The sequence below is a fragment of the Marmoricola sp. URHB0036 genome, from assembly GCF_000426045.1.
Taxonomy (GTDB): domain Bacteria; phylum Actinomycetota; class Actinomycetes; order Propionibacteriales; family Nocardioidaceae; genus Marmoricola.
Window position 1 is genome coordinate 168,161 of record NZ_AUEP01000013.1, and the last position, 21,542, is coordinate 189,702.

The following is a 21,542-nucleotide window of genomic DNA, read 5'->3' on the forward strand; positions in this document are numbered from 1 at the left end:
GCCGGGTCGACCTCGCGGCCGACCCGGCAGCCAGCTCAGCGCAGGTCGAAGCGGTCGAGCTCCATCACCTTGGTCCAGGCCGCGACGAAGTCACGGACGAACTTCTCCTGAGCACTCTCTGCGGCGTACACCTCCGACAACGCACGGAGCTGCGAGTTGGAGCCGAACACCAGGTCCACCGCGGTTGCGGTCCAGCGGACCTCGCCCGAGCCGATGTCACGGATCTCGTAGACGTGCTCGGTCGACTCCGAGGCCTTCCACTCGGTGCCCGGCGCCAGCAGGTTCACGAAGAAGTCGTTCGTGAGCGAGCCGACCCGGTCGGTGAACACCCCGTGAGTGGCCCCGTCGACGTTGGCGCCGAGGGACCGCAGGCCACCGACCAGCACGGTCATCTCGGGAGCGGTCAGGTTCAGCATGTACGCGCGGTCCACCAGCAGCGTCTCGGGCTGCAGCTTCACACCGTCGCGCAGGTAGTTGCGGAACCCGTCGGCGCGCGGCTCGAGCACCGCGAACGACTCGACGTCGGTCTGCTCCTGCGAGGCATCCGTGCGTCCGGGGCGGAACGGCACGGTCACGTCGTGGCCGGCGCTCTTCGCCGCCTGCTCCACGGCCGCGCAGCCACCCAGCACGATCACGTCGGCCAGGGACACCTGCTTGGCGCCGGACTGTCCGCTGTTGAACTCCTGCTGGACCCGCTCGAGGACCGCCAGGACCTCGGCCAGCTCGGCCGGCTGGTTGACCTCCCAGCTGCGCTGCGGCTCCAGCCGGATCCGGGCGCCGTTGGCACCCCCGCGCATGTCGGTGCCGCGGAAGCTCGCGGCTGACGCCCACGCGGTCGTGACCAGTTGCGAGACCGACAGCCCCGAGTCGAGCAGGGCCTGCTTGAGCGTGGCGATGTCGTCCTCGTCGACCAGCTCGCCCTCGACCGCGGGCACCGGGTCCTGCCACAGCTGCGGCTCGGCGACCCAGGGTCCCAGGAAGCGCGAGACCGGACCCATGTCGCGGTGGAGCAGCTTGTACCAGGCCTTGGCGAAGGCGAGCGCGAACTCGTCCGGGTTCTCCAGGAAGCGACGCGAGATCTGCTCGTACGCCGGGTCGACGCGCAGCGCGAGGTCGGTCGTGAGCATGGTGGGCAGGTGCTTGCGCGACGGGTCGTGCGCGTCCGGGATGATCGGCTCGGCGTCCTTGGCCACCCACTGCTTGGCTCCGCCGGGACTGGTCGATGGCTCCCACTCGTGGCCGAACAGGATCTCGAAGAAGCGGTTGCTCCACTCGGTCGGCCGGTCGGTCCAGGTGACCTCGAGCCCGCTGGTGATCGTGTCGGGTCCCTTGCCGGAGCCGTAGCTGCTGAGCCAGCCGAGGCCCTGCGTCTCCAGCGGGGCACCTTCGGGCTCGCGACCGACGTAGTCGTCGGCCACGGCCGCGCCGTGCGTCTTGCCGAAGGTGTGCCCGCCGGCGATCAGGGCGACGGTCTCCTCGTCGTTCATGGCCATCCGCGCGAAGGTCTCCCGGATGAAGTGGGCGGCCGCGGCCGGGTCGCCGCTGCCCCGGGGTCCTTCGGGGTTGACGTAGATCAGGCCCATCTCGGTCGCGCCCACCTCGGGCGCCATCTCGGTGTCGCTGACGTAGCGCTCGTCGCCGAGCCAGTCGTCCTCGGGACCCCAGAAGATCTCCTCGGGCTCCCAGACGTCCTCTCGGCCGAAGCCGAAGCCGAAGGTCTCGAATCCCATCGACTCCATTGCCACGTTGCCGGCCAGGACCAGGAGGTCGGCCCACGAGAGCTGCTGGTCGTACTTCTGCTTGACCGGCCAGAGCAGCCGGCGAGCCTTGTCGAGGTTGGCGTTGTCGGGCCAGCTGTTCAGCGGTGCGAAGCGCTGTCCGCCGTCCCCGGCGCCGCCACGACCGTCGTGGATCCGGTAGGTACCGGCGGCGTGCCAGCTCATCCGGATCATCAGGCCGCCGTAGTGACCGAAGTCGGCCGGCCACCAGTCCTGGGAGGTGGTGAGCACCTCGATGATGTCGCGCTTGAGGGCGTCCACGTCGAGCTGGGCGAACTCCCGCGCGTAGTCGAAGTCCTCGCCCAGGGGGTTGGCCTTGGCCGAACCCGCGTGCAGCACCGAGAGGTCGAGCTGGTCGGGCCACCAGTCCTGGATGGTCCGGGGGCGCCCACCCGTCTTGGGCGTCGGGGAGTCGATGCCCGGGTTCTCGCTCTCGCTGCCGTGGCTGGTCGCCCCGTCAGCGCCCACCGGGCAACCTCCCTGCTCCATGCGGTCCACGCCCTGGGCGCTCGAGGGGGTCTTGTCGTCCTGGCTCTCGGTCATGCGATTCCTTCCGGATCTGGCGGTCACTGGGTGATGCGTTGAGCAGTGCAGTCGGGGCAGGTGCCCCAGTAGACGACCTCGGCCTCGTCGAGGACGAAGCCGTGGTCGTCGGAGGCGGTGAGGCAGGGCGTGTGCCCGACGGCGCAGTCCACGTCGGCGATGGCACCGCAGGAGCGGCACACGACGTGGTGGTGGTTGTCACCGACCCGCGCCTCGTAGCGTGCCGTCGACCCGGCCGGCTGGATGCGACGCACCAGTCCCGCCTCGGTGAGCACGCGCAGGACGTCGTAGACCGCTTGGTGCGAGACGCTCGGCAGCGCGCGCCGCGCGGCGCGGGTGATGGTCTCGGTGTCGGCGTGCGACTCGGTGTGGACCGCCTCCAGCACGGCCACCCGCGGACGGGTCACCCGCAGCGCGGCTCCACGGAGCAGCATCTCGAGCTCGTCCGGGCGGCGCACAGGTCGCAGTCTGCTCACTGTTCTGGACTGAGTCAAGAAAAAGGTCGTGCCGGTCCTGTGGAGGGCCCTGAGGTCCGAGCCGCCCGCCCTGGCCGAAGGTGGGAGGGTGGCGCAGGGCGAACGACTCGGACCGGCTTCACCCGCCGTCCCGCGACCTCCGGTTGGTCTGGTCGACGACTTCCTGGGCTACGTCGCGGAGCTTGATGTTGCTGTGGGAGGAGACCCGGGCGAGGTAGTCGAACGCACGGGTCTCGTCCATCCCGTAGCGCTCCATCACGATGCCGACCGCCTGTCCGATCAGCTGGCGGGAAGTCAGCGCCGTACGCAGCTGGTCCTCCCGCTGCGCCCGGCCCAGGGTCACGGCGGCATGAGCGGCGAAGAGCTCGGCGAGTTCCTCCACCTCCGGATCGATGGTGTCGCTGCTCGTCGAGTACATGTTCAGTCCGCCCAGGGTCGAGGCGTCGTTGTAGAGCGCGAGTCCCAGCTGTGCGCGTAGACCCATCTCCACCGCCTCCGGCATGTAGCGGGGCCACCGTGGCTCGTGGCGAGCGTGCTCGACCTTGACGACCGGCTCGACCTTGATGGCGTAGACGCACGGACCCTCGTTGATGCCGTACTGCAGGTTGTCGAGCTGCCACACGAGGTCGCCGGTCGCGGCCCGGGTCTCGATCGTGCCGTCGCGGTGGGCGATCGAGATGCCGACCTGGTCGATGCCGGGCATGGAGCGCTGGGCGCTCTCCACGATCGCCTGCAAGGTCGCGTCGAGGTCCCTGGGCTGGTTGATCTCACGCGCCAGGAGGGCCAAGGACCTCGCGGCGTCCAGACCCTTCGCTGAGCTCATCGTCATCTCCCGTCCAGGCGGCGGTTCCGGGACCGCGATGTCTGCCGGCACCCGGTATCGCGCCCGTCGGGCATGCTCCGTGCCCGACCCTGTGCCCATCGACCGCGGTCCCATGCGGGACCGAACGCAGCAGCGGCCCGGGTCGACACGGATCCGTCACGTTGTCGTCGGATCACCACCGCTGTCGTCCCGAGAAGCCCGCCACTCCCGGAAGGCCTCGACCGCCGTGGGCAAGGTGGGGAAGACGTGGTCCTCACCGATGCGTTCCAGGAATCCCGTCGGCGCGAGCTCGTTGCGCAGGTCCTGCTTGACCCTGGCCAGGGCGACGACGATCCCGCGGTTCGTGAGCTCCTGTCGCAGGTTCTCGAGCACGTCCATGGCGGTGATGTCGATCTCGACGATGGCCTCCGTGTTCAGGACAAACCACTGCACCTGCCCGCTCGTGCGCTCGACGGCGGCCAGCGCGCGGGTGTGGAAGTCGTCGGCGTTGGCGAAGAAGAGGGGGGAGTCGTAGCGGTAGACCAGCAACCCGTCCACGGGCTCCGCCGTCGCGTAGTCGTCGATGTCGTGCATGCCTGCCAACCCCGGCACGTATCCCTCGATCGCGTCGTGCGGACGCGCGACCCGACGGAGCAGGTCGAGCACCGAGAGGCCGATCGCGACCAGGACCCCGTTCAGGACGCCGACCAGCAGGACGGCCGCGGTCGTCCCGGCTGCGAGCAGGAACTCGCTGCGGCGGAACCTGAGGAAGCGGACGAACTCGGGGACGTCCACCAGCCGGGTGGCGGCGTACACGACCACGGCGCCGAGCGCGGCCAAGGGAAACGCCGCGAGCACCGGCCTGGCGAAGAGCAGGGCAGCGACCGTGCACAGCACCGTGACCAGGCTCCCGAGCTGGCTCCGGCCGCCGACGGCGTCGCCGATGGCGGTCCGGCTGCCGCTGCTGCTGACCGGGAAGCCGTGCAGGAGCCCGGACCCGAGGTTGGCCGCTCCCAGTGCGAGGAGCTCGCGCTTGGCGTCGACGCGTTCTCCGTGGCGGGACGCGAACGCCCGGCCGGTCAGGATGTTGTCGGTGTACCCGACGAACGCCACGCCGAGTGCCGGCCACAGGAGGGCTGCCACCTCGTCGAGGTCGACGTGCGGCAGTCCGGGAGTGGGTACGCCGGCCGGGATCGCCCCCACGAGCAGTACTCCCCGGTCCTCGAGGTCGAGGGCCCACGCCGCGAGGGTGGCACCCAGCATGCCGAACAGGGCAATCGGGGCGCGCGGGAACTTGAGGGCGGCGAGGAGCATGGCCACGAGCGTGACGAGACCGAGCACGAGCGTCGGGCCGTGCGCCTCCCCGACATGGCGGACGGAGTAGGCCAGCTCCTGGAGGAAGCCGTCGCCGTGCACCTCGATGCGGAGGAGCTTGCCGAGCTGCGAGACCACCATGATGACGGCGATGCCGGACAGGTAGCCCACGAGGACCGGCCGCGACAGCAGGTCCGCCAGCGCGGCGAGCCGTCCGACCCAGCCCAGGAGGCAGAACCCCGCCACCAGGAACGCCAGTGCCGCCGCGAGTGCTGTCGGGCTCGCGGTCGAGCTCGCGACCGAGCCGAGCGCGGCGGCCGTCATCAGTGCCGTCGTCGACTCCGGTCCGACCGACAGCTGACGCGAGGACCCCAGGACGGCGTACACCAGGAGCGCCCCGATGGCCGCCCACAGCCCTGCGACTGCGGGCAGTCCGGCCAGCTCGGCGTAGGCCATCACCTGGGGAATCAGGTACGCCGTCACGGTGACACCGGCCAGCAGGTCGCCGCGCAACCAGCCGCGCTGGTAGCGGCGTACCCAGTCCGGGGCCGGCATCCGGGCGTTCATGACCCCACGCTAGGTGCACCGCTGGCCCTCAGGCGCGGGCCTGCGCCCCACAGACGAGCTCGTCCAACGACGTACTGATGCCTCGCGCCAGGACATCGAGGTCGGGAACTGTTGGGTAGTCACCCGTCAGCCCGCAGGTGAGGGTGTCCCTTGGCCACCACCGGATGAGGACTGAACGACACTCGGAGCTCCATCGACCGCGGAGCACGTGCCCTATCGGTCGTGCAGGTTCGTGGCTAGTGTCGAGGCTCCGGTTGATCTCGGACGCAGTGAAAAGAGTTGGCGCAGCGATGAGCGAGCCGTTCAAGGGAACTGTCAACGTCGACATCCGGGACTCGGTGGAGGACTGGGCACCGTTCACGCCGCCGCAGGCTCCCGACGGGGCGCCGAGCGTCGTCTACATCGTCCTGGACGATGTGGGGTTCTCTGCCATGAGCTGTTACGGCGGCCCGATCGCGACACCCAACATCGACAGGGTCGCCGCAGAAGGCGTCCGCTACACCCAGTGGCACACGACAGCGTTGTGCTCGCCCACCCGGTCGTGTTTGCTGACGGGCCGCAACCACACCCGCAACAGCATGGCGTGCATCACCGAGGGCGCGAGCGGCTTCCGCAACGCCAGCGGCACGATTCCGCCCGAGAACGGGATGCTGCCCGAGATCCTCGGTGAGCTGGGCTGGAACACCTACATGGTGGGCAAGTGGCACCTGTGCCCCACCGTCGAGATGAACCTGGCCTCGACGCGGCGCAACTGGCCGACCGGGCGTGGGTTCGAACGGTGGTACGGCTTCCTCGGCGCGGAGACGAGCCAGTGGTATCCGGAGCTCACCTACGACAACCACCCCGTGGATCAACCGGCCACCCCCGAGGAGGGGTACCACTTCGGTGAGGACATCACCGACAAGGCCATCGAGTTCATCATGGACTCCAAGGCCGTGGCACCGGACAAGCCGTTCCTCCTCTACTACGCACCAGGTGCCGCGCACGCACCCCACCACGCGCCCCGGGAGTGGATCGACCGTTACAAAGGCCAGTTCGACATGGGCTACGAGGCGATGCGTGAGGAGACCCTGGCGCGCCAGAAGCAGATGGGCATCGTCCCTGCCGACACCGAGCTACCTCCGTTGAACCCGCTCGGCACCCCGGAGACTCGCAACGGTCCCGATGGCCAGCCCTTCCCGCCCCTGGACGTGACTCGGCCCTGGGACTCGCTGTCGAGCGACGAACAACGTCTCTTCTCGCGGATGGCGGAGGTGTACGCCGGCTTCCTCTCCCATGCCGACGCCCAGATCGGACGTCTCCTGGACTACCTCGAGCAGACCGGCCAGCGCGAGAACACGATGGTCATCGTGGTGTCGGACAACGGTGCCAGCGGCGAGGGTGGCCCAGACGGCTCGGTGAACGAGATGAAGTTCATGAACGGGATCCCCGACGACATCAACGCCAACCTTGCGATGCTCGACGAGCTGGGCGGTCCTACGACGTACCCCCACTACTCCAACGGGTGGGCGATGGCCTTCAACACCCCGTTCAAGATGTGGAAGCGCTACGAGTTCAACGGAGGCACCTCCGACCCGTGCGTCATGTCCTGGCCCGGCGGCATCAAGGCGCGGGGCGAGGTGCGCAACCAGTACCACCACGCGATCGACGTGACCCCGACCGTCCTCGACGTCCTGGGAGTGACACCCCCGGACACCATCCGCGGACACACCCAGAGCCATTTCGACGGGGTGAGCATGCGCTACAGCTTCGACGAGGCTGCGGCACCAGGTGCCCGCCACACGCAGTTCTTCTCGATGCTGGGCTCACGGGGCATCTGGCACGACGGCTGGAAGGCCGTTACCACCCATCCCACTCTGAGCGGGTGGTCGAACTTCAACGACGACGAGTGGGAGCTCTACCACGTCGAGGTCGACCGGTCCGAGCTCCACAACCTCGCCGCCGAGAGGCCGGACAAGGTCCGCGAGCTCGTGAACCTCTGGTACGCAGAAGCGGGCGCGAACGAGGGGTTCCCCCTTGATGACCGGTCGGCCCTGGAGATCTTCATCGCGAAGCGGCCCCAGCTCAGCGCCCCGCGAAGCAGGTACGTCTACTTCCCCAACCACGCCGAGGTACCGGAGGCGCAGGCGGTCGTCATCCGGGGCCGGTCCTTCGTGATCGGCGCCCAGGTCGACCTCCCCGGACCCGGGGCCCAGGGCGTGCTCTTCTCGCAGGGATCACGGTTCGGGGGCCACAGCCTCTACGTCAAGGACAACCGCCTCCACTACGTCAACAGCTTCGTGGGCATGCTCGAGCAGGTGGTCATGGCCACCGAGGACCTGCCGACGGGCGAGAACCTGATCCTCTCCGCGTCCTTCGAGAAGGACGGAGAGGATCCGCCCCCGGTGGCCACCGGCATCCTCTCGCTCTACCACGGAGAGGCGAAGGTCGGCGAGGGGCGCATCAAGACCCAGCCAGGTGGCTACATGATCGCCGGTGAAGGTCTCGCCATCGGGCGAGACGTCGGCGACCCGGTGACCCTGGACTACCCGGGGGAGCGCCCCTACCGCTTCGCCGGCGGCACCATCAAACGGGTCGCGGTCGATGTCAGCGGAGAGCCCTACATCGACCTCGAGCGCGAGGCCCAGGGCATGCTCATGCGCGAGTAGCGCGCTCCCACCAGCGGCCACTCCCTGCGGGTGGCACCACATCCATAGCCGTCCGGGATCGTTGCATCCGGTCCGTCAGCGGCGCGTGAGACCGAGAGATCGCGGAGTGAGCCATGACAGATCCGTTGTCCACGTGGAACGACGGCGCCGTCAAGGACGCCATCCTCGGCTACGTCGACCAGATCACCAGTGACGGTTCGCCCGACCTCATCCCGGTCGAGGAACGCGTCGCGGTCTTCGACAACGACGGCACCCTGTGGTGCGAGAAGCCGATGCCGATCCAGCTCGACTTCATCCTGCGTCGGCTGGGCGAGATGGCCCAGCTGGACCCCTCCCTGCGTGACAAGCAGCCGTGGAAGGCCGCCCACGAGCGTGACTACGCCTGGCTGGCCCAGGTCATGGCAGAGCACTACGCCGGGGACGACACGAACGTCAGGACACTGGGAGCCGGCGTGGTCGCGGCCTTCGCGAACATCAGCGTCGACGAGTTCGAGGCCGCTTCCGACGCCTTCCTGCGCAACACCCGGCACCCGACGCTGATGCGCGGATACCTCGAGACGGCCTATGCACCCATGGTCGAGCTCCTCGCACACTTGCGGGCCAACGGCTTCACCAACTACATCGCGTCCGGTGGTGGTCGCGACTTCATGCGACCGATCAGCGACGAGGTCTACGGCATCCCGCGCGAAGCTGTCATCGGCAGCGCCGTGGGTCTTGCCTACAGCCCGGACCAGGACGGGGGTGCGATCACCCGTCAGGCAGCGGCGGACTACCTGGACGACGGACCCGAGAAGCCCGTGCGCATCTGGACCCGCACGGGTCGACGCCCCGTCCTGGCCGCAGGCAACTCCAACGGCGACATCGAGATGCTCCAGTACGCCCGGCGCCCGGGCAGGCCCACCCTGCGGCTCCTGGTCCTGCACGACGACGCCGAGCGCGAGTTCGACTACGTCTCGGGATCGGAACGAGCGCTCGAGATGTCGGGGGACAGCGGCTGGACAGTCGTCAGCATCGCGAACGACTGGACGCAGGTCTTCTGAAGCGACACCGGTCGCTGAGCTCAGCTCGCACTCATGTCGAAGACGAGCCGTGCCGGAACCCGGCCCGCGAGCACGTCCTCGAAGCACTCGTTGACGTCCTCCAGCCTGCGCGTCTCGGCGACCACGCGGGTGTGGCCCTGCGCGTGCAGTGCGAAGCAGTCGGCGAGGTCGTTGCGCGTCCCCACCAGGGAACCGATCACCGAGATCCCCTTCAGGACGGTCTCGAACACGGGCAGCTCGAGCCGGTTGTCCGCGGGCAGGCCCACCAGGACCAACCGCCCGTTCGGGTTGAGCGCGGCGTGTGCGGCCCGCATCACGGCAGGTGAGGGAACCGTGACGACGGCGACGTCCACGCCGCCGAGGTCGGCCAGCGCCGCCGCCTGGTCGCCACGGGCGTCGACCACGTGGTCGGCGCCGAGGTCCTTGGCGAGCTGGAGCTTGGCGTCCTCCACGTCCACAGCCACAGTGGTCGTGCCGAAGATGCGCGCGTACTGCAGCGCCATGTGCCCCAGTCCACCGATGCCGACGACCATGGCGGTCTCGGCCGGCTGCGGCCGGGCCACCTTGAGGGCCTTGTACGTCGTCACACCGGCGCAGGTGATGGGGGCTGCGTCGATCCAGGACACTCCGTCCGGGATCTTCACGACATGACTGGCATAGGCGACGGTGAAATCGGCGTACCCGCCGTCCATCGTGTATCCCATGTACTGCGGCGTCAGGCAGTAGGTCTCCCAACCGGCGATGCAGTAGCGGCAATGACCACAGGCGTGGCCGAGCCACGGCAGCGCCACCCGGTCGCCGACCTGGACCGGTGAGTCACCCGGCCCGACGGCCACCACGTTGCCCACGCCCTCGTGGCCGGGAATCAGTGGCATCTTGGGCTTCACCGGCCAGTCGCCGCGGGCGGCGTGGATGTCGGTGTGGCACACCCCGCTCGCCTCGATCTTGACGAGGACCTGCCCCTCGCCGGGGGTCGGCGTCTCCACGTCCCTGATCTCGAGTGGTGCGCCCAGACTGGGTACGACGGCTGCTCTCATGGCTGCTCTCCTTGGTTGGCGACCTCACCCATCCCAGCGCCGGGGCACCGACCGTGGACAGGTCCGAACGTCCCGCTGGTGGCGGCCAAATGCCTCTGCTTCTGCGGCTCGGCGCCGGGCGAACATGCTGCATGCACGAAGTCGAGGTCGGTTCGGTTCCCCTCGCGAAGCTGGCTGTGCTGCTGCCGAACGAGCGCGCCACCAGGCTCGAGGAGAGCGCAGCGCAGGCGCGCGAGACCTTCGGTGATCGCGTGATCTGGCACGTCAGCGCCACCGCGCACGGCGGGGGCGTGGCCGAGATGCTGCAGACGCTGCTGGCCTACGGACAAGGTGCCGGGATCCGGAACCGCTGGCTGGTCCTCGACGGCGATCGCCCCTTCTTCACCATCACGAAGCGGATCCACAACCTGCTCCACGGTGACCCGGGCGACGGGGGAGCCCTCGGCCCGGCGGAGCGCGCCCACTACGCGGCCGTGCTGGGCCCGAACCTCGACGACATGTTCGGCCTGGTGACGCCGGGCGACCTCGTGCTGTTGCACGACCCACAGACAGCCGGGCTGGTCGAACCTCTTCGCAGTCGTGGGTTGCACGTGGCCTGGCGCTGCCACGTCGGGCGAGACACCCCCAACGAGCTCTCGGCCCTGGGCTGGGACTTCCTGCGGCCGTTCCTTGCGCACGCGGAGCAGTTCGTGTTCTCGCGCCGGGTCTATGCACCGGAATGGATCGACCCAGCGAGGTTGGTGGTGATCCCGCCTTCCATCGACCCCTTCTCCACGAAGAACCTCGACCTCTCGGAGGACGCGGTCGGCGCCGTCCTTGCCACCGCAGGTCTGGTGACGGGTGCCGAGCCGGGGGTCGTGAGCTTCACGCGTCGCGACGGTGGACGGGGCACCCTCCGCCTCGGCTCCGGGGTGGTGCTCGATGGTGTTGCGCCCCCTCACGACGCCCGTCTCATCGTGCAGGTGAGCCGGTGGGACCGACTCAAGGACATGCCCGGGGTGATGGCCGCCTTCGCCCTGATGGCGCAACGACGGCCGGACGACTCGACCCACCTCATGCTCGCCGGCCCTGCCACAGCGGGTGTCAGTGACGATCCCGAAGGAGCGCTTGTCCTGACTGAGTGCCAGGAGGCCTGGCAGGCACTGCCTCCCGTGGTCCGCCAGCGCGTGCACCTGGCCGCCATCCCGCTCGACGACGTCGACGAGAACGCGATCGTCGTCAACGCGCTTCAGCGCCACGCCTTCGCCGTCGTCCAGAAGAGTCTCGTGGAGGGCTTCGGCCTGACCGTCACCGAGGCGCTGTGGAAGGGCAAGGCCGTCGTCGCCAGCAAGGTGGGCGGGATCCAGGACCAGATCGTCGACGGTGTCGACGGGCTGCTCATCGAGGATCCCCGGGACCTCGAGGCGTGCGCAGCAGCGCTCGGTCGCCTGCTCGACGAACCAGACCTGGCGCCGCGACTCGGGAAGGCGGCACGCGAGCGTGTTCTCGCCGACTTCGTCGGTGACCGCCATCTCGAGCAGTACGTCGACCTGTTCAGCCGCCTGGTCGGGGCCGGGAAGGCACCCGTCGTCGGTCCCGCGATCCGGTGACCTTCAGCCCTGCCGGGGAGGTACGGCATGAGTGGCCGTAGCGCTTGGTCAGGCCCGTGGTCCTGATCGCCGGCTCGCCCTCGTGGTGGCTCATGGCTCCTGGCCGCCCAGGAGCGCCTCCAGGACGACCTGCTCGCCCTGCTTCACCGCGACCGCCGTGCCGTCACGGTCGACGCCTGCCAGTCGGAGGTGAACCGGCGCGGGAGACTGGAAGTTGCGCCACCACGTCTTGCGGTCTGCTCCGCCGACCTCGATGTGGACCTTCGTCCCGTCGAGGGAGTACTGCGTGACCAGGCGGTGCCGCTGACCGGTACGTCGTCCGACGTACTCCACGACGGCGAGGTGACGCCCCAGCCCGACGCCCAGCCGACTGCGCAGGAGAGGGATCAGGACGGGGTTCGCCACCGTGTTCGTGATGCCGAAGCCGCCCGCGTGGACCGATTTCATGGCGAGCAATCTGCCGTGTCGGATGCTGTCGGTGTAGAGCCGAAGGTCCCGGTGATCGCGTGACATGGGGCCGTTGGGCAGTCCATCGCAGGCACAAGGACCCTGTCGGCCGCGGATGCCGCGAAGCACGCTGGAACCACCTACGAGCAGGAGGGCATCATGTGCAGTGACGACGGCAGGCAGTACATCCGAGCAGGCGGCGAGCGGCCGATGCCGATGCCGGCACTGGTCCTCCGGCGCACCACCTACGACCATGAGTGAGGTCGAGGAGCTGGCGTACAGCAAGTGCCGCAGCCTGCTCGCCGGTGGCGTGTTCGGCCGGGTGGCCGTGTGCACGCAGGACGGGCCGCGCATCTTCCCCGTCAACTACAGCGTGGTCGGCGAGACGGTCATCTTCCGGACCTCGCCGTACGGAGTGGTCGCCATGCACGACTGGCGGTCACCGCTCGCCTTCGAGGTCGACCACGTCGACTACGCCGAGCACCGCGGGTGGAGCGTGCTGGCGGTCGGCCCCGGGGAGCGGGTCGAGGACGACGAGGAGCTCGACCTGATCAAGCGCACCTGGGATCCGAGGCCATGGGCCGGCGGAGCCCGGCCGCTCTACGTCCGGATCGAGTGGACCGAGCTGACCGGCCGCCGGCTGGGCGGTGGGTGGACCCACCAGAACGAGATGCCGGTGCGCCGGCAGCTCTGAGCCGCTCGAACGAACGGCCGCGCCTGCTGGCGCGGCCGTGCTTCCGCTCTAAGGAACCTCCGAGACTTCGTTCCTACCGTTGGCAGCAGGCACTGAAGAGGAAGTGACTGCTGATGACCATGGCACCCGAGCGGCCGGCACCCCCGCAGCTGATCCCTGATGCGCGTCCGGCGAGCCATGTCGGGGTCCGCGTCGCACTTCTCGCAGGCGCCCTCGCCATCGTCGTGATGTGGTGGCTGGATCCCAGCCCCCTGCACGGTGCCGGTGCCGCGGTGACTGCGGCCGGGCGGCTGGCCGGGTTGCTGGGGGCGTACCTGGTGCTGGTGCAGCTGCTGTTGATGGCACGTCTCACCTGGTTCGAGCACGCCGTCGGGTTCGACCGGCTGACTGCCTGGCACCGCGGGCTGGGGACGAACACCGTCCTGCTGCTGGTGGCGCACGTGCTCCTGATCGTCGAGGGCTACAGCCTCTCCGACCACCGGGCAGTCGCCTCGACCGGCTGGCGCGTGCTGTCGACGTACCCCTCGATGCTCAAGGCCTCGGCCGGGCTCCTGCTGTTCGGTCTGGTCGCTGTCACGAGCGGCCGCGCGGCACGACGGCGGCTGAGCTACGAGGCGTGGTACGCCGTGCACCTCACTGCCTACCTCGCCGTCGCACTCGCCTTCAGCCACCAGATCAACGCCGGGCAGGACTTCGTCGGCCACCCGATCAACCGGGCCCTGTGGTGGGGCCTCTACCTGTTCGTGGCGGTGGAGCTCGTTCGAGGGCGGATCCTGCTGCCGATCCGTGCCTGGTGGCGACACCGGCTGCTGGTGGAACGTGTCGTGGTCGAGAGCCCCGGTGTCGTCAGCGTCTGGGTGCGCGGTCGCCGGTTGGACCAGCTCGGTGCCGAGGCGGGCCAGTTCCTCCTCTGGCGGTTCCTGGCGCCGGGGCACGTCTGGTCCGCGCACCCCTACTCGCTCTCGGCCGCACCCGACCACGGTCGGTTGCGGATCACCGTCAAGGACGCCGGTGACCACAGCGCCGCGCTCGCTCACCTGCGCCCGGGGACGCCGGTGATCGCGGAGGGGCCGTTCGGGCACTTCACCCTGGGCAAGAGCGTGGGCTCGCGGCTGTTGCTGGTCGCCGGGGGATCCGGCATCGGCCCCATCCGGGCCCTGGCCGAGGAGCTCGTCCGGCGTGGCACGCGGCACCACCTCGATGCGGTGCTGCTCTACCGGGCCGGGCACGTCCGCGACCTGGCTCTACGTGACGAGCTGGACCACCTCGCCCGCGAGGCCGGGCTGCGTGTCGTCTACCTGGTCGGTCACCGGTCGGAGCTCGGCAGCGACCCGCTCTCTGCAGCGGCGCTCCAGGGGCTCGTCCCCGACGTGCGTTCTCGCGACGTGTACGTGTGCGGGCCGGCGGGCATGACGCACAACGTCCTGCGGGCGATGCGCGAGCTGCGGGTGCCGGTGCGGCAGCTGCACTCCGAAGACTTCGAGATGGCATGACCAGCGTGGGCCCGATCCGAACCGACCCGGCACAGCGTGCCGCGCTGCGTCGTACGCGCGCGCGTCGGGTCGTGGCGTTCGCAGGCATGCTGACCGTGGTCGGCGGACTCGTCGGGTTGCGAGCTGCGCTGACACCGGCGCCGACCCAGGCCCTCGGGTCGTCGGGCCTGGCGGTGGAGACCGGAGGGAGCGGCAGTGCAGGAGGTACGTCGCCGACGCCGCGCCACACCTCGGGAGGCGGCTCGACCACCGCCAGACGCGTCGTCGTCGGCAAGGCGTACGACGTCAGCTACGGCACCGTCCAGGTCAAGGTGACGATCACCGGGTCGCGCATCACCGACGTCACCGCGATGTCGCTTCCCCACGGGGGGCGCTCCGGCGACATCAGTCAGTACGCCGCACCGCAGCTCCGTCGCGAGGCGCTCAGCGCGCAGAGTGCGCACATCGACAGCGTGTCGGGGGCGTCGTACACCTCGGCCGGCTACGCCATGTCCCTGCAGTCGGCTCTCGACCAGAGTGGCCGATGAAGCAGGTCGAGGTGGTCCCTGCGATGGGGACGATGGTGTCGCTCGACGTACGCACCCCCGCACGACCTGAGGTCTTCGCGGGAGCGGTCGAGTCCGTGACCCGTCGCCTCCAGGAGATCGATGAGGTCTTCAGCCCGTGGCGTTCCGATTCCTGGGTCAGCAGGTTGATCAGCGGCACCGTGGGGCTTTCCGACTGCCCGGTCGAGGTGCAGCGCGTGGTCGAGACGGCGCTCGGGCTGATGGAGCTCACCGACGGGTTCTTCTCGCCGTTCTGGCGTCGGCTGCCGTACGGCGATCCGGGACCCGACCCCACCGGGCTGGTCAAGGGCTGGGCAGCACAGGAAGTCAGTGACCTGCTCATCCTCCATGGGTTGCCCGACCACGTCGTGAACGCCGCCGGCGACATCGTGGTGTCCGGGCAGTCCACGCCCGGCGACCCGACGTGCGCATGGCGCATCGGGATCGCTGATCCGTCCCGCGACCGTGAGCTCGCAGGCGTGGTCACCCTCGACCAGGGCGCCCCGAGATGGGCCGTGGCGACGTCCGGCACCGCAGAGCTGGGAGCACACGTGAGCGACCCGCACACCGGCCGGTTCCCACCGGCCCTGGCGTCCGCCACCACAGTCGCTCGGGTCGACGTCGTCGAGGGCGGTGCCGCTGCGGCGGATGCCGGTGCCACCGCTCTCGTCGCCGCCGGCGAGCAGGCAGCCGGCCTGCTGGAGCAGCTGGCAACGCACGGGCTCGGGGCGTTCCTGATCGACGGTGAAGGCAGCCTGCGCGACCCACGAGTGCTACTGGGCACGGCACCCGCTCTCTAAGGGACCTCCAAGAACTCTCGTGAAGGGTTGGCTTCCTGACCTTCGAGAGGAAGACACGCCGTGCCCACGACCATCGCCGGACTCCCGCTCCATCCGCTCCTTGTGCACGCCACGGTGGTGGTCGTGCCGGCGGCAGCGCTGACCGTGCTGCTGGCCGCTCTGTGGCCCCGGTTCCGCCGTTGGGCCGGCCTCCTGCCGCTCGGACTGGCCGTGGCCGGACTGATCCTCGACCCGCTCTCGACCTCCACCGGCGAGTCACTGGAGCACCAGGTCGGCCACAGTGCGCTGATCGAGAAGCACGCCGAGCTCGCCGACGGACTGCTGCCGTGGATGATCGCGCTCGTGGTGGTGGCGTCCGGGCTCTACGCCTGGCACTGGCGCCAGAGCCGCCGCGGCCCCGGCGAGACCGCGACCCCGCGGGCCTGGGTGCCGGTGGTCATCTCCGGCCTGGCGGTGGTGGCGGCCCTCGGCACCAGTGTGCAGGTCGTCCTGATCGGCCACAGCGGCGCCAAGGCCGCGTGGTCCGACGTGGCCAGCCAGTCGTCGGGCCGGTGACCCGGCGTCACCGTCTCCCTATGCTGGCGTGATGGAGCGAGCCACGCGACTGCTCGTGGTCGAGGACGACCCTGAGCTGGCCGCGATGCTGACAGACCTGCTCACCGGTGAGGGGTACGCCGTCGAGCTCGCCGGCGACGGGCAGAAGGGGCTCCACCTCGGATTGACCCGTGAGTTCGACCTGATGCTGCTGGACCGAGGTCTTCCCGCCATCGAAGGACTGGACCTGCTCGCCCGGCTCCGGGCGCGCGGTCGCTACGTCCCCACGCTCGTGCTCTCGGCGTTGGGCCAGCCTCGCGACCGTGTCGACGGCCTGGATGCGGGTGCCGAGGACTACCTCGGCAAGCCGTTCGACGTGGACGAGCTGCTGGCCAGGCTCCGTGCCCTGCTGCGTCGACCCCGCGACCACGCCGACGTGCTGCACGTGCCCGGCGGGGAGCTGGACCTCTCGACGCGGTCGGTGCTGACCGAGTCCGGGGACGAGGTCACGCTCTCCGAGCGCGAGAGCATGCTGCTGTCCGTCCTGGCGCGCAGCCCCCGCCGCGTGTTCACCCGGCGCGAGCTGGTCGACGGTGTGTTCGAGGGGGCCGAGGACGAGGGCGTCGTGGACACCTACGTCCACTACCTGCGGCGCAAGCTGCACCGCAGCGTCATCGAGACCGTGCGCGGCCTGGGTTACCGGTTGGGCAGCCGGTGAAGGCGGTCGGCGACGAGGCCGATCTCCGGCGTACGTCGCTGCGGCTGGGCTTCCAGGCCGGACTGCTCGTCGTGGCGTGCCTGTTCGTGGTGGGTGCCCTGATCTTCGTGATCTACGAGCGGGCTGCCGACGCTGCGGCCAACCAGCTGCTCAGCGACACGACGACCAACATCGACGCGGCCAGCGAGGCTCCACCCGGAGTTCTCGTGGTGGTGGTGACCCCGAAGGGGCGAAGCGTCTCACCGGGGATGCCCGACGGTCTTCCCGACGAGGAGCAGATCGCCGCCACGACCGAGGACGGCAAGACCCGCCAGGTCGAGATCGTCCGCGGGGGAGACACCTACACGGTGCGGACAGCCACCGCCGGTGACCGGGTCACCCAAGCCGTCCTGGACCGCCACGAGGCAGACGAGCAGCGCGGCCGGATCCTGACCTCGCTGCTGACCGCAGGCGTGGCCGGCGTGCTGCTGGCCGCTCTGCTGGCCGCCTGGCTCGCGCGTCGTACCGTGCGTCCGATGGCCGACACGATCGCCATGCAACGGCGCTTCGTCGCGGATGCCAGCCACGAGCTGCGAACGCCGCTCACCCTGCTGAGCACCCGCGCACAGCTGCTCGCGCGGCGTCTCCGCCGGGACCCACGGGTCACCGACCAGGTGGTTGCCGACGTGGACGGGGTGGTGGACGACACCCGCACGCTCACCGAGATCCTCGACGAGCTGCTCACGGCCGCCGACACCCGGAGCCGGGCCGAGTGGACGGCCGTCGACATCGGCGGGCTGGTCGAGGACGTGGCCGGTGCGGCGACGGCCACGGCCGAGAAGTCGAACGTGACCCTCGGGATCGTCGACCTCGCCACGGCAAGGGTCGAGGGCTCACCGGCCTCCTTGCGCCGGGCGCTCACGGCGCTGCTGGACAACGCGGTGAGCCATGCCAGGTCGGCGGTCACCATCTCGGTACGCACCTCCGGCCGCCGCGTGGAGATCGAGGTCAGTGACGATGGCCCCGGGATTCCCGACGACGTCGCACCGCGGCTCTTCGACCGCTTCTCCAGCGTGCGGACCGAGAGCTCCACGGTGGACGGTCGACGCCACTACGGCCTGGGACTGGCGCTGGTCGCCGACGTGGCGGCCAACCACCACGGTCGGGTCGCCGTCAGCGACCGTGCGGACGGAGAGCAGGGTGCGGTGTTCACCCTCACCCTGCCGGCCCGCTCCTCGTCGCGGTGACGGGTGAGCGTCTGTCACACGGACTGTTGGCGCTGCCTGGACACGGCACGCAGCGGTACGACGATGAGGACGATGCCGGCCAGGAGCGAGACACCGGCCAGGATCAACAGGGTCGCGACCACCCAGCTGAGAGCGGGCACCTCTGCTCCGGCGGTCGCATCGACTGACACCCCGGGGCTGCCGTCGGCGTTCATGACCACGACGGTCCAGTCACCGCTCTTCGGCCTCCAGATCACGTCCTGGGTGCCGGTTCCCGAGCTCTGGGCGGTCCAGATGCCCGCCTCTCCCGGAGGCATCCGAGGTGGCGTACCTCGATGGTCGTTCATGAATGGTTCGCCGCCCATCATCCGACTGAACGTCGAGTGGCCCACACCGTCGAGATAGGCCCGGACCTGCCACGCCGGAGCGATGCCGACGAAGATCTCCTTGCCGTTCTGGCTGGTGGCCCTCATCTTGGTGTCGCCCAGGACCGCGTGTGGCGTGAACATCGGCTGCCCACCCATGTGCAACGCAAGCCTGGTCGAGCTCAATGCGTAGGTCGAGGTCGCCAGCGGGTAGGAGCCGCTCATCATGAAGCCGCTGCTGTCCCGCGCTCCGACGTCGGCCACGGCCAGAGCCGCGCCGGGTAGCCCCAAGGCGGCTGAGGCGGCGATGAGCACAGACCCGATCACGAGCGAGACCACGCGACCAGTGGTCCATGCCGACTGGCGGCCCGGTGGGGGCGTGGAAGCTGCCGCGGGGCCGGTGTAGGCGGCGGGAGGTGCCGGTGGTGCGGGCGGGGGCGGAGGAGGCGGCAGGATCGTCGTACCGCCCTGGCTCTCGTGACCTCCCTGGTCCAGGCTGAACGGCGGGTACTGGTCGGTCATCAGGCTGGCGTATCCGGCGACGCGCAGCACCCAACGGTTGAGACCGAGCACGAGGTCGAAGAGGCGTTGCGGGTAACGCCCCGTGAACAGCAGCAGGACGCCGGCGACGAGCACCAGGATTCCGATGAGGCCCGATCCCCACACCACGTGCTGGTCGCTGCCGGCACGCACGGCATAGCCGGCACCGCCCACGAGCAACCCGACCACGATGTAGTGCGGGATCGCGAGCAGCCACCACTTCACCAGGACCAGGCCGCGAGACAGGTGTTCGGGGTAGTCGACCTCGAGATGGGCCGGGTAGTCGGGCACGTCGTGCAGGGTGAAGGGCGGGTACCGGTCCGTGCCGAGCGCGCCGTAGGCGTAGTAGGCAACCCGCCAGGTCCAGCGCAGCACTCCGACGTTGAGCTCGAAGATGCTGCGCGGGTAGCGACCTGTGAACAGGATGCCGAAGAACGCGACCACGCTCATCACGACGAACGCCACCAGAGGAACGCCAGGACGATGTAGTGCGGGATCGCCAGCAGCCACTTGAACAGCCACAGCCACCGGCTCATCCGTGGATCGAGGTCGGCGTTCACGTGCACCGGGTAGGCCGTCGTACTCATGTCTGTGCTCCTTCGGTCACGTTCATGCTCGCGACAGGGGTGTCACGTGGGTAGGGACGAAGGTCATCTCCCGCTGGGTCCCGGTCAGCACGTGACCAATGACCCTGCCGTCAGGCCCTTCGCTGACGAAGGCTGGACGAGCAGAGAAAGCCGGTACCTCGGCGCCCGACGAGAAGGAGGAGCAGCTGATGAGGACCATGTTCGCGAAGCGCGGTGACCGCCTGGTGGTGCGGAGCCATGTCAACCTTCCCGGACGCGACGCCGAGATCCTGGAGGTCGCCCATCCGGACGGCACACCGCCGTACCGGGTCCGTTGGTCCGACAACGGCCACGAGGGACTGGTCTTCCCGGGCCCGGACGCCTACGTCGAGCACTTCGCCGCCGACGAGGTCGCGGCGAACCGGGCTTCCCACGGTGAGCACCACTGAGCGCTCGTGTCACAGGGGAGCTGTCAGCCGGGCACCTTGAGCGCTGTTCTGTCCTTTGTCATTGCGGACAGTTCTGTCTTGGGTTGGTCCGGACACTCGAGCGGTTGTGAGCGCATGGTGCGTTCATGGCAGACAGGGTGGTTCCGGTGGACGTTCGGGCTGTCGTGGTGGCCTGGCCTGAAGATGCTCCTCGGGGGGCGGTGACGAGGTTCTGTCGGGAGGTGGGGATCTCCCGGTCACGCTTCTATGAGATCAAGGCGCTGGCGAGGCGGGCCGGTGCCGAGGAGGCGATGGTTCAACGTCAGCGTTCGGTGGCTCGTTCGCCGTTGGCGATTCCCATCGAGGTCGAGGAGCTCGCGGTCCGGCTCCGCAAGGAGCTGGCGGACGCGGGTTGGGACCACGGGCCGATTAGCGTGCGGTATCGGCTCCAGCAGATGGGTATCGCAGCGCCCGCGGCCTCGACGCTGGCGCGGGTTTTTGCCCGCCGGGGAATGGTGGTTCCTCAGCCGCAGAAGCGGCCCCGGTCCAGCTATCGAAGGTTCGAGGCCCCGCTGGCGCATGTGTGCTGGCAGCTGGACACCTTCCAGTGGCCACTGGCCGATGCGGTGGGGTCGATCGCCAACGTCTACCAGCTCCTCGACGACAAGTCGCGGTTCATCGTCGCCAGCCATGTCGAGATCGGCGAGACCACCAGTGGCGCACTCACCGTTCTGGGCAAAGGCATCGCAGCGTTCCAGGTGCCACACCGGCTGCTCAGCGACAACGGCACCGCGTTCAACCAGACCCGGATGGGTCGACGCTCCCAGTTGGTCGAACACCTCCAAGCGCTGGGATGCAGAGCGATCACGGGCAAGCCTGGACACCCCCAGACCCAGGGCAAGGACGAACGGGTCCATGCCACCACCCAACGCTGGCTGCGAGCCCAGCCAGGAGCGCAAAGCATCAGCGAGCTGCGCGCCCAGATCGACTACTTCGACCATGCCTACAACCACGAACGGCCCCATCAGGCACTCGCAATGCGCACCCCTGCCCAGGCACTCAGCGACGGGCCTACAGCGTTGGAGCCGATCCCACCATTGCCGCCCGCGACACCCAGATCGATGCCGGTCAGCGCGAAGACCTACAAGACCGACTTCGCCGGCCGCGTCCACTTCCACCGCATCTCAGTCAACCTCAGCCGCAAGCACGCCCGGACCAAGGTCACCGTCGTCCGAAACGGCGACACCGTCAGCATCTTCGACCCCCACGGCACCCTGATCCGAAGCCAGCACCTCACCCCCGGAAAGCACTACTACGGAGTCCTGGGGGACCAAGCCCCTCGACCCAACCCGAGCGAAGTGTCCACACTGACCTGAGACACCAACACTGTCCGGACGAACCCGAGACATCACA

Annotated in this window: 20 protein-coding genes; 12 read left to right on the top strand and 8 right to left on the bottom strand. The window is 69.3% G+C overall.

What is annotated here, in order from left to right; translation table 11 throughout:
• Positions 1–35: 35 nt before the first annotated feature.
• The 4 genes from katG to H976_RS0116085 all read right to left on the bottom strand — a co-directional run bounded on the left by katG (position 36) and on the right by H976_RS0116085 (position 5,480).
• Entirely contained in the window at positions 36–2,321 is a 2,286-nt protein-coding gene (gene katG, locus H976_RS0116070; protein WP_027862378.1) for a catalase/peroxidase HPI, read from the bottom strand.
• Positions 2,322–2,344: 23 nt separating this feature from the next.
• On the bottom strand, positions 2,345–2,755 hold the full coding sequence (locus H976_RS0116075) for a Fur family transcriptional regulator (protein ID WP_036226884.1): 411 nt from the start codon (positions 2,753–2,755) through the stop codon (positions 2,345–2,347).
• 160 nt (positions 2,756–2,915) lie between these two features.
• On the bottom strand, positions 2,916–3,620 hold the full coding sequence (locus H976_RS0116080) for a GAF and ANTAR domain-containing protein (protein ID WP_036226886.1): 705 nt from the start codon (positions 3,618–3,620) through the stop codon (positions 2,916–2,918).
• A gap of 156 nt (positions 3,621–3,776) precedes the next feature.
• A complete protein-coding gene (locus H976_RS0116085; protein ID WP_027862381.1) occupies positions 3,777–5,480 on the bottom strand; it encodes a SulP family inorganic anion transporter in 1,704 nt (567 codons plus the stop codon).
• Between the two features lie 290 nt (positions 5,481–5,770).
• Between H976_RS0116085 and H976_RS0116090 the strand changes: the two genes are divergently transcribed.
• Together H976_RS0116090 and H976_RS0116095 are read left to right on the top strand one after the other, a co-directional pair.
• Positions 5,771–8,128: an arylsulfatase gene (locus H976_RS0116090; protein ID WP_027862382.1), complete on the top strand. Its 2,358-nt coding sequence runs from the start codon at positions 5,771–5,773 to the stop codon at positions 8,126–8,128.
• Positions 8,129–8,241: 113 nt separating this feature from the next.
• Entirely contained in the window at positions 8,242–9,168 is a 927-nt protein-coding gene (locus H976_RS0116095) for an HAD family phosphatase (RefSeq protein WP_027862383.1), read from the top strand.
• Positions 9,169–9,188: 20 nt separating this feature from the next.
• On the opposite strand, the gene H976_RS0116100 is transcribed toward H976_RS0116095, so the two are convergent.
• Positions 9,189–10,205 (bottom strand): alcohol dehydrogenase catalytic domain-containing protein, encoded by a 1,017-nt coding sequence (locus H976_RS0116100; RefSeq protein WP_027862384.1) that lies wholly within the window; start codon positions 10,203–10,205, stop codon positions 9,189–9,191.
• A gap of 131 nt (positions 10,206–10,336) precedes the next feature.
• On the opposite strand from H976_RS0116100, the gene H976_RS26760 reads away from it, so the two are divergent.
• Positions 10,337–11,794, top strand: a complete 1,458-nt coding sequence (locus H976_RS26760) for a glycosyltransferase (protein WP_051276915.1) — start codon at positions 10,337–10,339, stop codon at positions 11,792–11,794.
• A 90-nt stretch (positions 11,795–11,884) separates the two neighbouring features.
• Here the strand turns inward: H976_RS26760 and H976_RS26765 are convergent, their stop codons facing one another.
• Positions 11,885–12,241, bottom strand: coding sequence for a nitroreductase/quinone reductase family protein (locus tag H976_RS26765; RefSeq protein WP_155918328.1), 357 nt, complete (start codon positions 12,239–12,241; stop codon positions 11,885–11,887).
• Between the two features lie 253 nt (positions 12,242–12,494).
• Between H976_RS26765 and H976_RS26770 the strand changes: the two genes are divergently transcribed.
• The 7 genes from H976_RS26770 (at position 12,495) to H976_RS0116150 (ending at position 18,251) form a co-directional block, all read left to right on the top strand.
• On the top strand, positions 12,495–12,935 hold the full coding sequence (locus tag H976_RS26770; RefSeq protein WP_051276917.1) for a pyridoxamine 5'-phosphate oxidase family protein: 441 nt from the start codon (positions 12,495–12,497) through the stop codon (positions 12,933–12,935).
• Positions 12,936–13,048: 113 nt separating this feature from the next.
• Positions 13,049–14,428, top strand: coding sequence for a ferric reductase-like transmembrane domain-containing protein (locus tag H976_RS0116125; protein WP_027862385.1), 1,380 nt, complete (start codon positions 13,049–13,051; stop codon positions 14,426–14,428).
• A gap of 5 nt (positions 14,429–14,433) precedes the next feature.
• Positions 14,434–14,955 carry an FMN-binding protein gene (locus H976_RS0116130; RefSeq protein ID WP_231388961.1) on the top strand — a complete coding sequence of 174 codons (522 nt, stop codon included), beginning with the start codon at positions 14,434–14,436 and terminating at the stop codon, positions 14,953–14,955.
• The gene (locus H976_RS26775; protein WP_051276919.1) at positions 14,952–15,773 is read left to right on the top strand and encodes an FAD:protein FMN transferase; all 822 of its coding nucleotides are present in this window, start codon (positions 14,952–14,954) and stop codon (positions 15,771–15,773) included. The genes H976_RS0116130 and H976_RS26775 overlap by 4 nt, the downstream gene beginning before the upstream one ends.
• Before the next feature lie 60 nt (positions 15,774–15,833).
• The gene (locus H976_RS0116140) at positions 15,834–16,328 is read left to right on the top strand and encodes a DUF2231 domain-containing protein (protein WP_027862387.1); all 495 of its coding nucleotides are present in this window, start codon (positions 15,834–15,836) and stop codon (positions 16,326–16,328) included.
• Positions 16,329–16,359: 31 nt separating this feature from the next.
• Positions 16,360–17,025: a response regulator transcription factor gene (locus H976_RS0116145; protein ID WP_196804112.1), complete on the top strand. Its 666-nt coding sequence runs from the start codon at positions 16,360–16,362 to the stop codon at positions 17,023–17,025.
• Positions 17,022–18,251 (top strand): cell wall metabolism sensor histidine kinase WalK, encoded by a 1,230-nt coding sequence (locus H976_RS0116150; protein ID WP_027862389.1) that lies wholly within the window; start codon positions 17,022–17,024, stop codon positions 18,249–18,251. The genes H976_RS0116145 and H976_RS0116150 overlap by 4 nt, the downstream gene beginning before the upstream one ends.
• 14 nt (positions 18,252–18,265) lie before the next feature.
• Here the strand turns inward: H976_RS0116150 and H976_RS26780 are convergent, their stop codons facing one another.
• Together H976_RS26780 and H976_RS30730 are read right to left on the bottom strand one after the other, a co-directional pair.
• Positions 18,266–19,600, bottom strand: a complete 1,335-nt coding sequence (locus H976_RS26780; protein WP_231388962.1) for a DUF4389 domain-containing protein — start codon at positions 19,598–19,600, stop codon at positions 18,266–18,268.
• Positions 19,585–19,722: a hypothetical protein gene (locus H976_RS30730; RefSeq protein ID WP_231388963.1), complete on the bottom strand. Its 138-nt coding sequence runs from the start codon at positions 19,720–19,722 to the stop codon at positions 19,585–19,587. Before H976_RS30730 ends, H976_RS26780 begins: the two co-directional genes overlap by 16 nt.
• 188 nt (positions 19,723–19,910) lie before the next feature.
• Here H976_RS30730 and H976_RS26785 point away from each other — a divergent pair, with 188 nt between their 5' ends.
• Both H976_RS26785 and H976_RS29625 read left to right on the top strand, forming a co-directional pair.
• The gene (locus H976_RS26785) at positions 19,911–20,150 is read left to right on the top strand and encodes a DUF1918 domain-containing protein (protein ID WP_155918331.1); all 240 of its coding nucleotides are present in this window, start codon (positions 19,911–19,913) and stop codon (positions 20,148–20,150) included.
• Positions 20,151–20,371: 221 nt separating this feature from the next.
• Positions 20,372–21,505: an integrase core domain-containing protein gene (locus H976_RS29625; RefSeq protein ID WP_196804097.1), complete on the top strand. Its 1,134-nt coding sequence runs from the start codon at positions 20,372–20,374 to the stop codon at positions 21,503–21,505.
• Positions 21,506–21,542: the final 37 nt, after the last annotated feature.

Coding starts and splice junctions, on each gene's coding strand:
- katG (WP_027862378.1), bottom strand. CDS start 2,321: ATGACCGAGAGCCAGGACGACAAGACCCCCTCGAGCGCCCAGGGCGTG.
- H976_RS0116075 (WP_036226884.1), bottom strand. CDS start 2,755: ATGCTGCTCCGTGGAGCCGCGCTGCGGGTGACCCGTCCGCGGGTGGCC.
- H976_RS0116080 (WP_036226886.1), bottom strand. CDS start 3,620: ATGAGCTCAGCGAAGGGTCTGGACGCCGCGAGGTCCTTGGCCCTCCTG.
- H976_RS0116085 (WP_027862381.1), bottom strand. CDS start 5,480: ATGAACGCCCGGATGCCGGCCCCGGACTGGGTACGCCGCTACCAGCGC.
- H976_RS0116090 (WP_027862382.1), top strand. CDS start 5,771: ATGAGCGAGCCGTTCAAGGGAACTGTCAACGTCGACATCCGGGACTCG.
- H976_RS0116095 (WP_027862383.1), top strand. CDS start 8,242: ATGACAGATCCGTTGTCCACGTGGAACGACGGCGCCGTCAAGGACGCC.
- H976_RS0116100 (WP_027862384.1), bottom strand. CDS start 10,205: ATGAGAGCAGCCGTCGTACCCAGTCTGGGCGCACCACTCGAGATCAGG.
- H976_RS26760 (WP_051276915.1), top strand. CDS start 10,337: ATGCACGAAGTCGAGGTCGGTTCGGTTCCCCTCGCGAAGCTGGCTGTG.
- H976_RS26765 (WP_155918328.1), bottom strand. CDS start 12,241: ATGAAATCGGTCCACGCGGGCGGCTTCGGCATCACGAACACGGTGGCG.
- H976_RS26770 (WP_051276917.1), top strand. CDS start 12,495: ATGAGTGAGGTCGAGGAGCTGGCGTACAGCAAGTGCCGCAGCCTGCTC.
- H976_RS0116125 (WP_027862385.1), top strand. CDS start 13,049: ATGACCATGGCACCCGAGCGGCCGGCACCCCCGCAGCTGATCCCTGAT.
- H976_RS26775 (WP_051276919.1), top strand. CDS start 14,952: ATGAAGCAGGTCGAGGTGGTCCCTGCGATGGGGACGATGGTGTCGCTC.
- H976_RS0116145 (WP_196804112.1), top strand. CDS start 16,360: ATGGAGCGAGCCACGCGACTGCTCGTGGTCGAGGACGACCCTGAGCTG.
- H976_RS30730 (WP_231388963.1), bottom strand. CDS start 19,722: ATGAGTACGACGGCCTACCCGGTGCACGTGAACGCCGACCTCGATCCA.
- H976_RS26785 (WP_155918331.1), top strand. CDS start 19,911: ATGAGGACCATGTTCGCGAAGCGCGGTGACCGCCTGGTGGTGCGGAGC.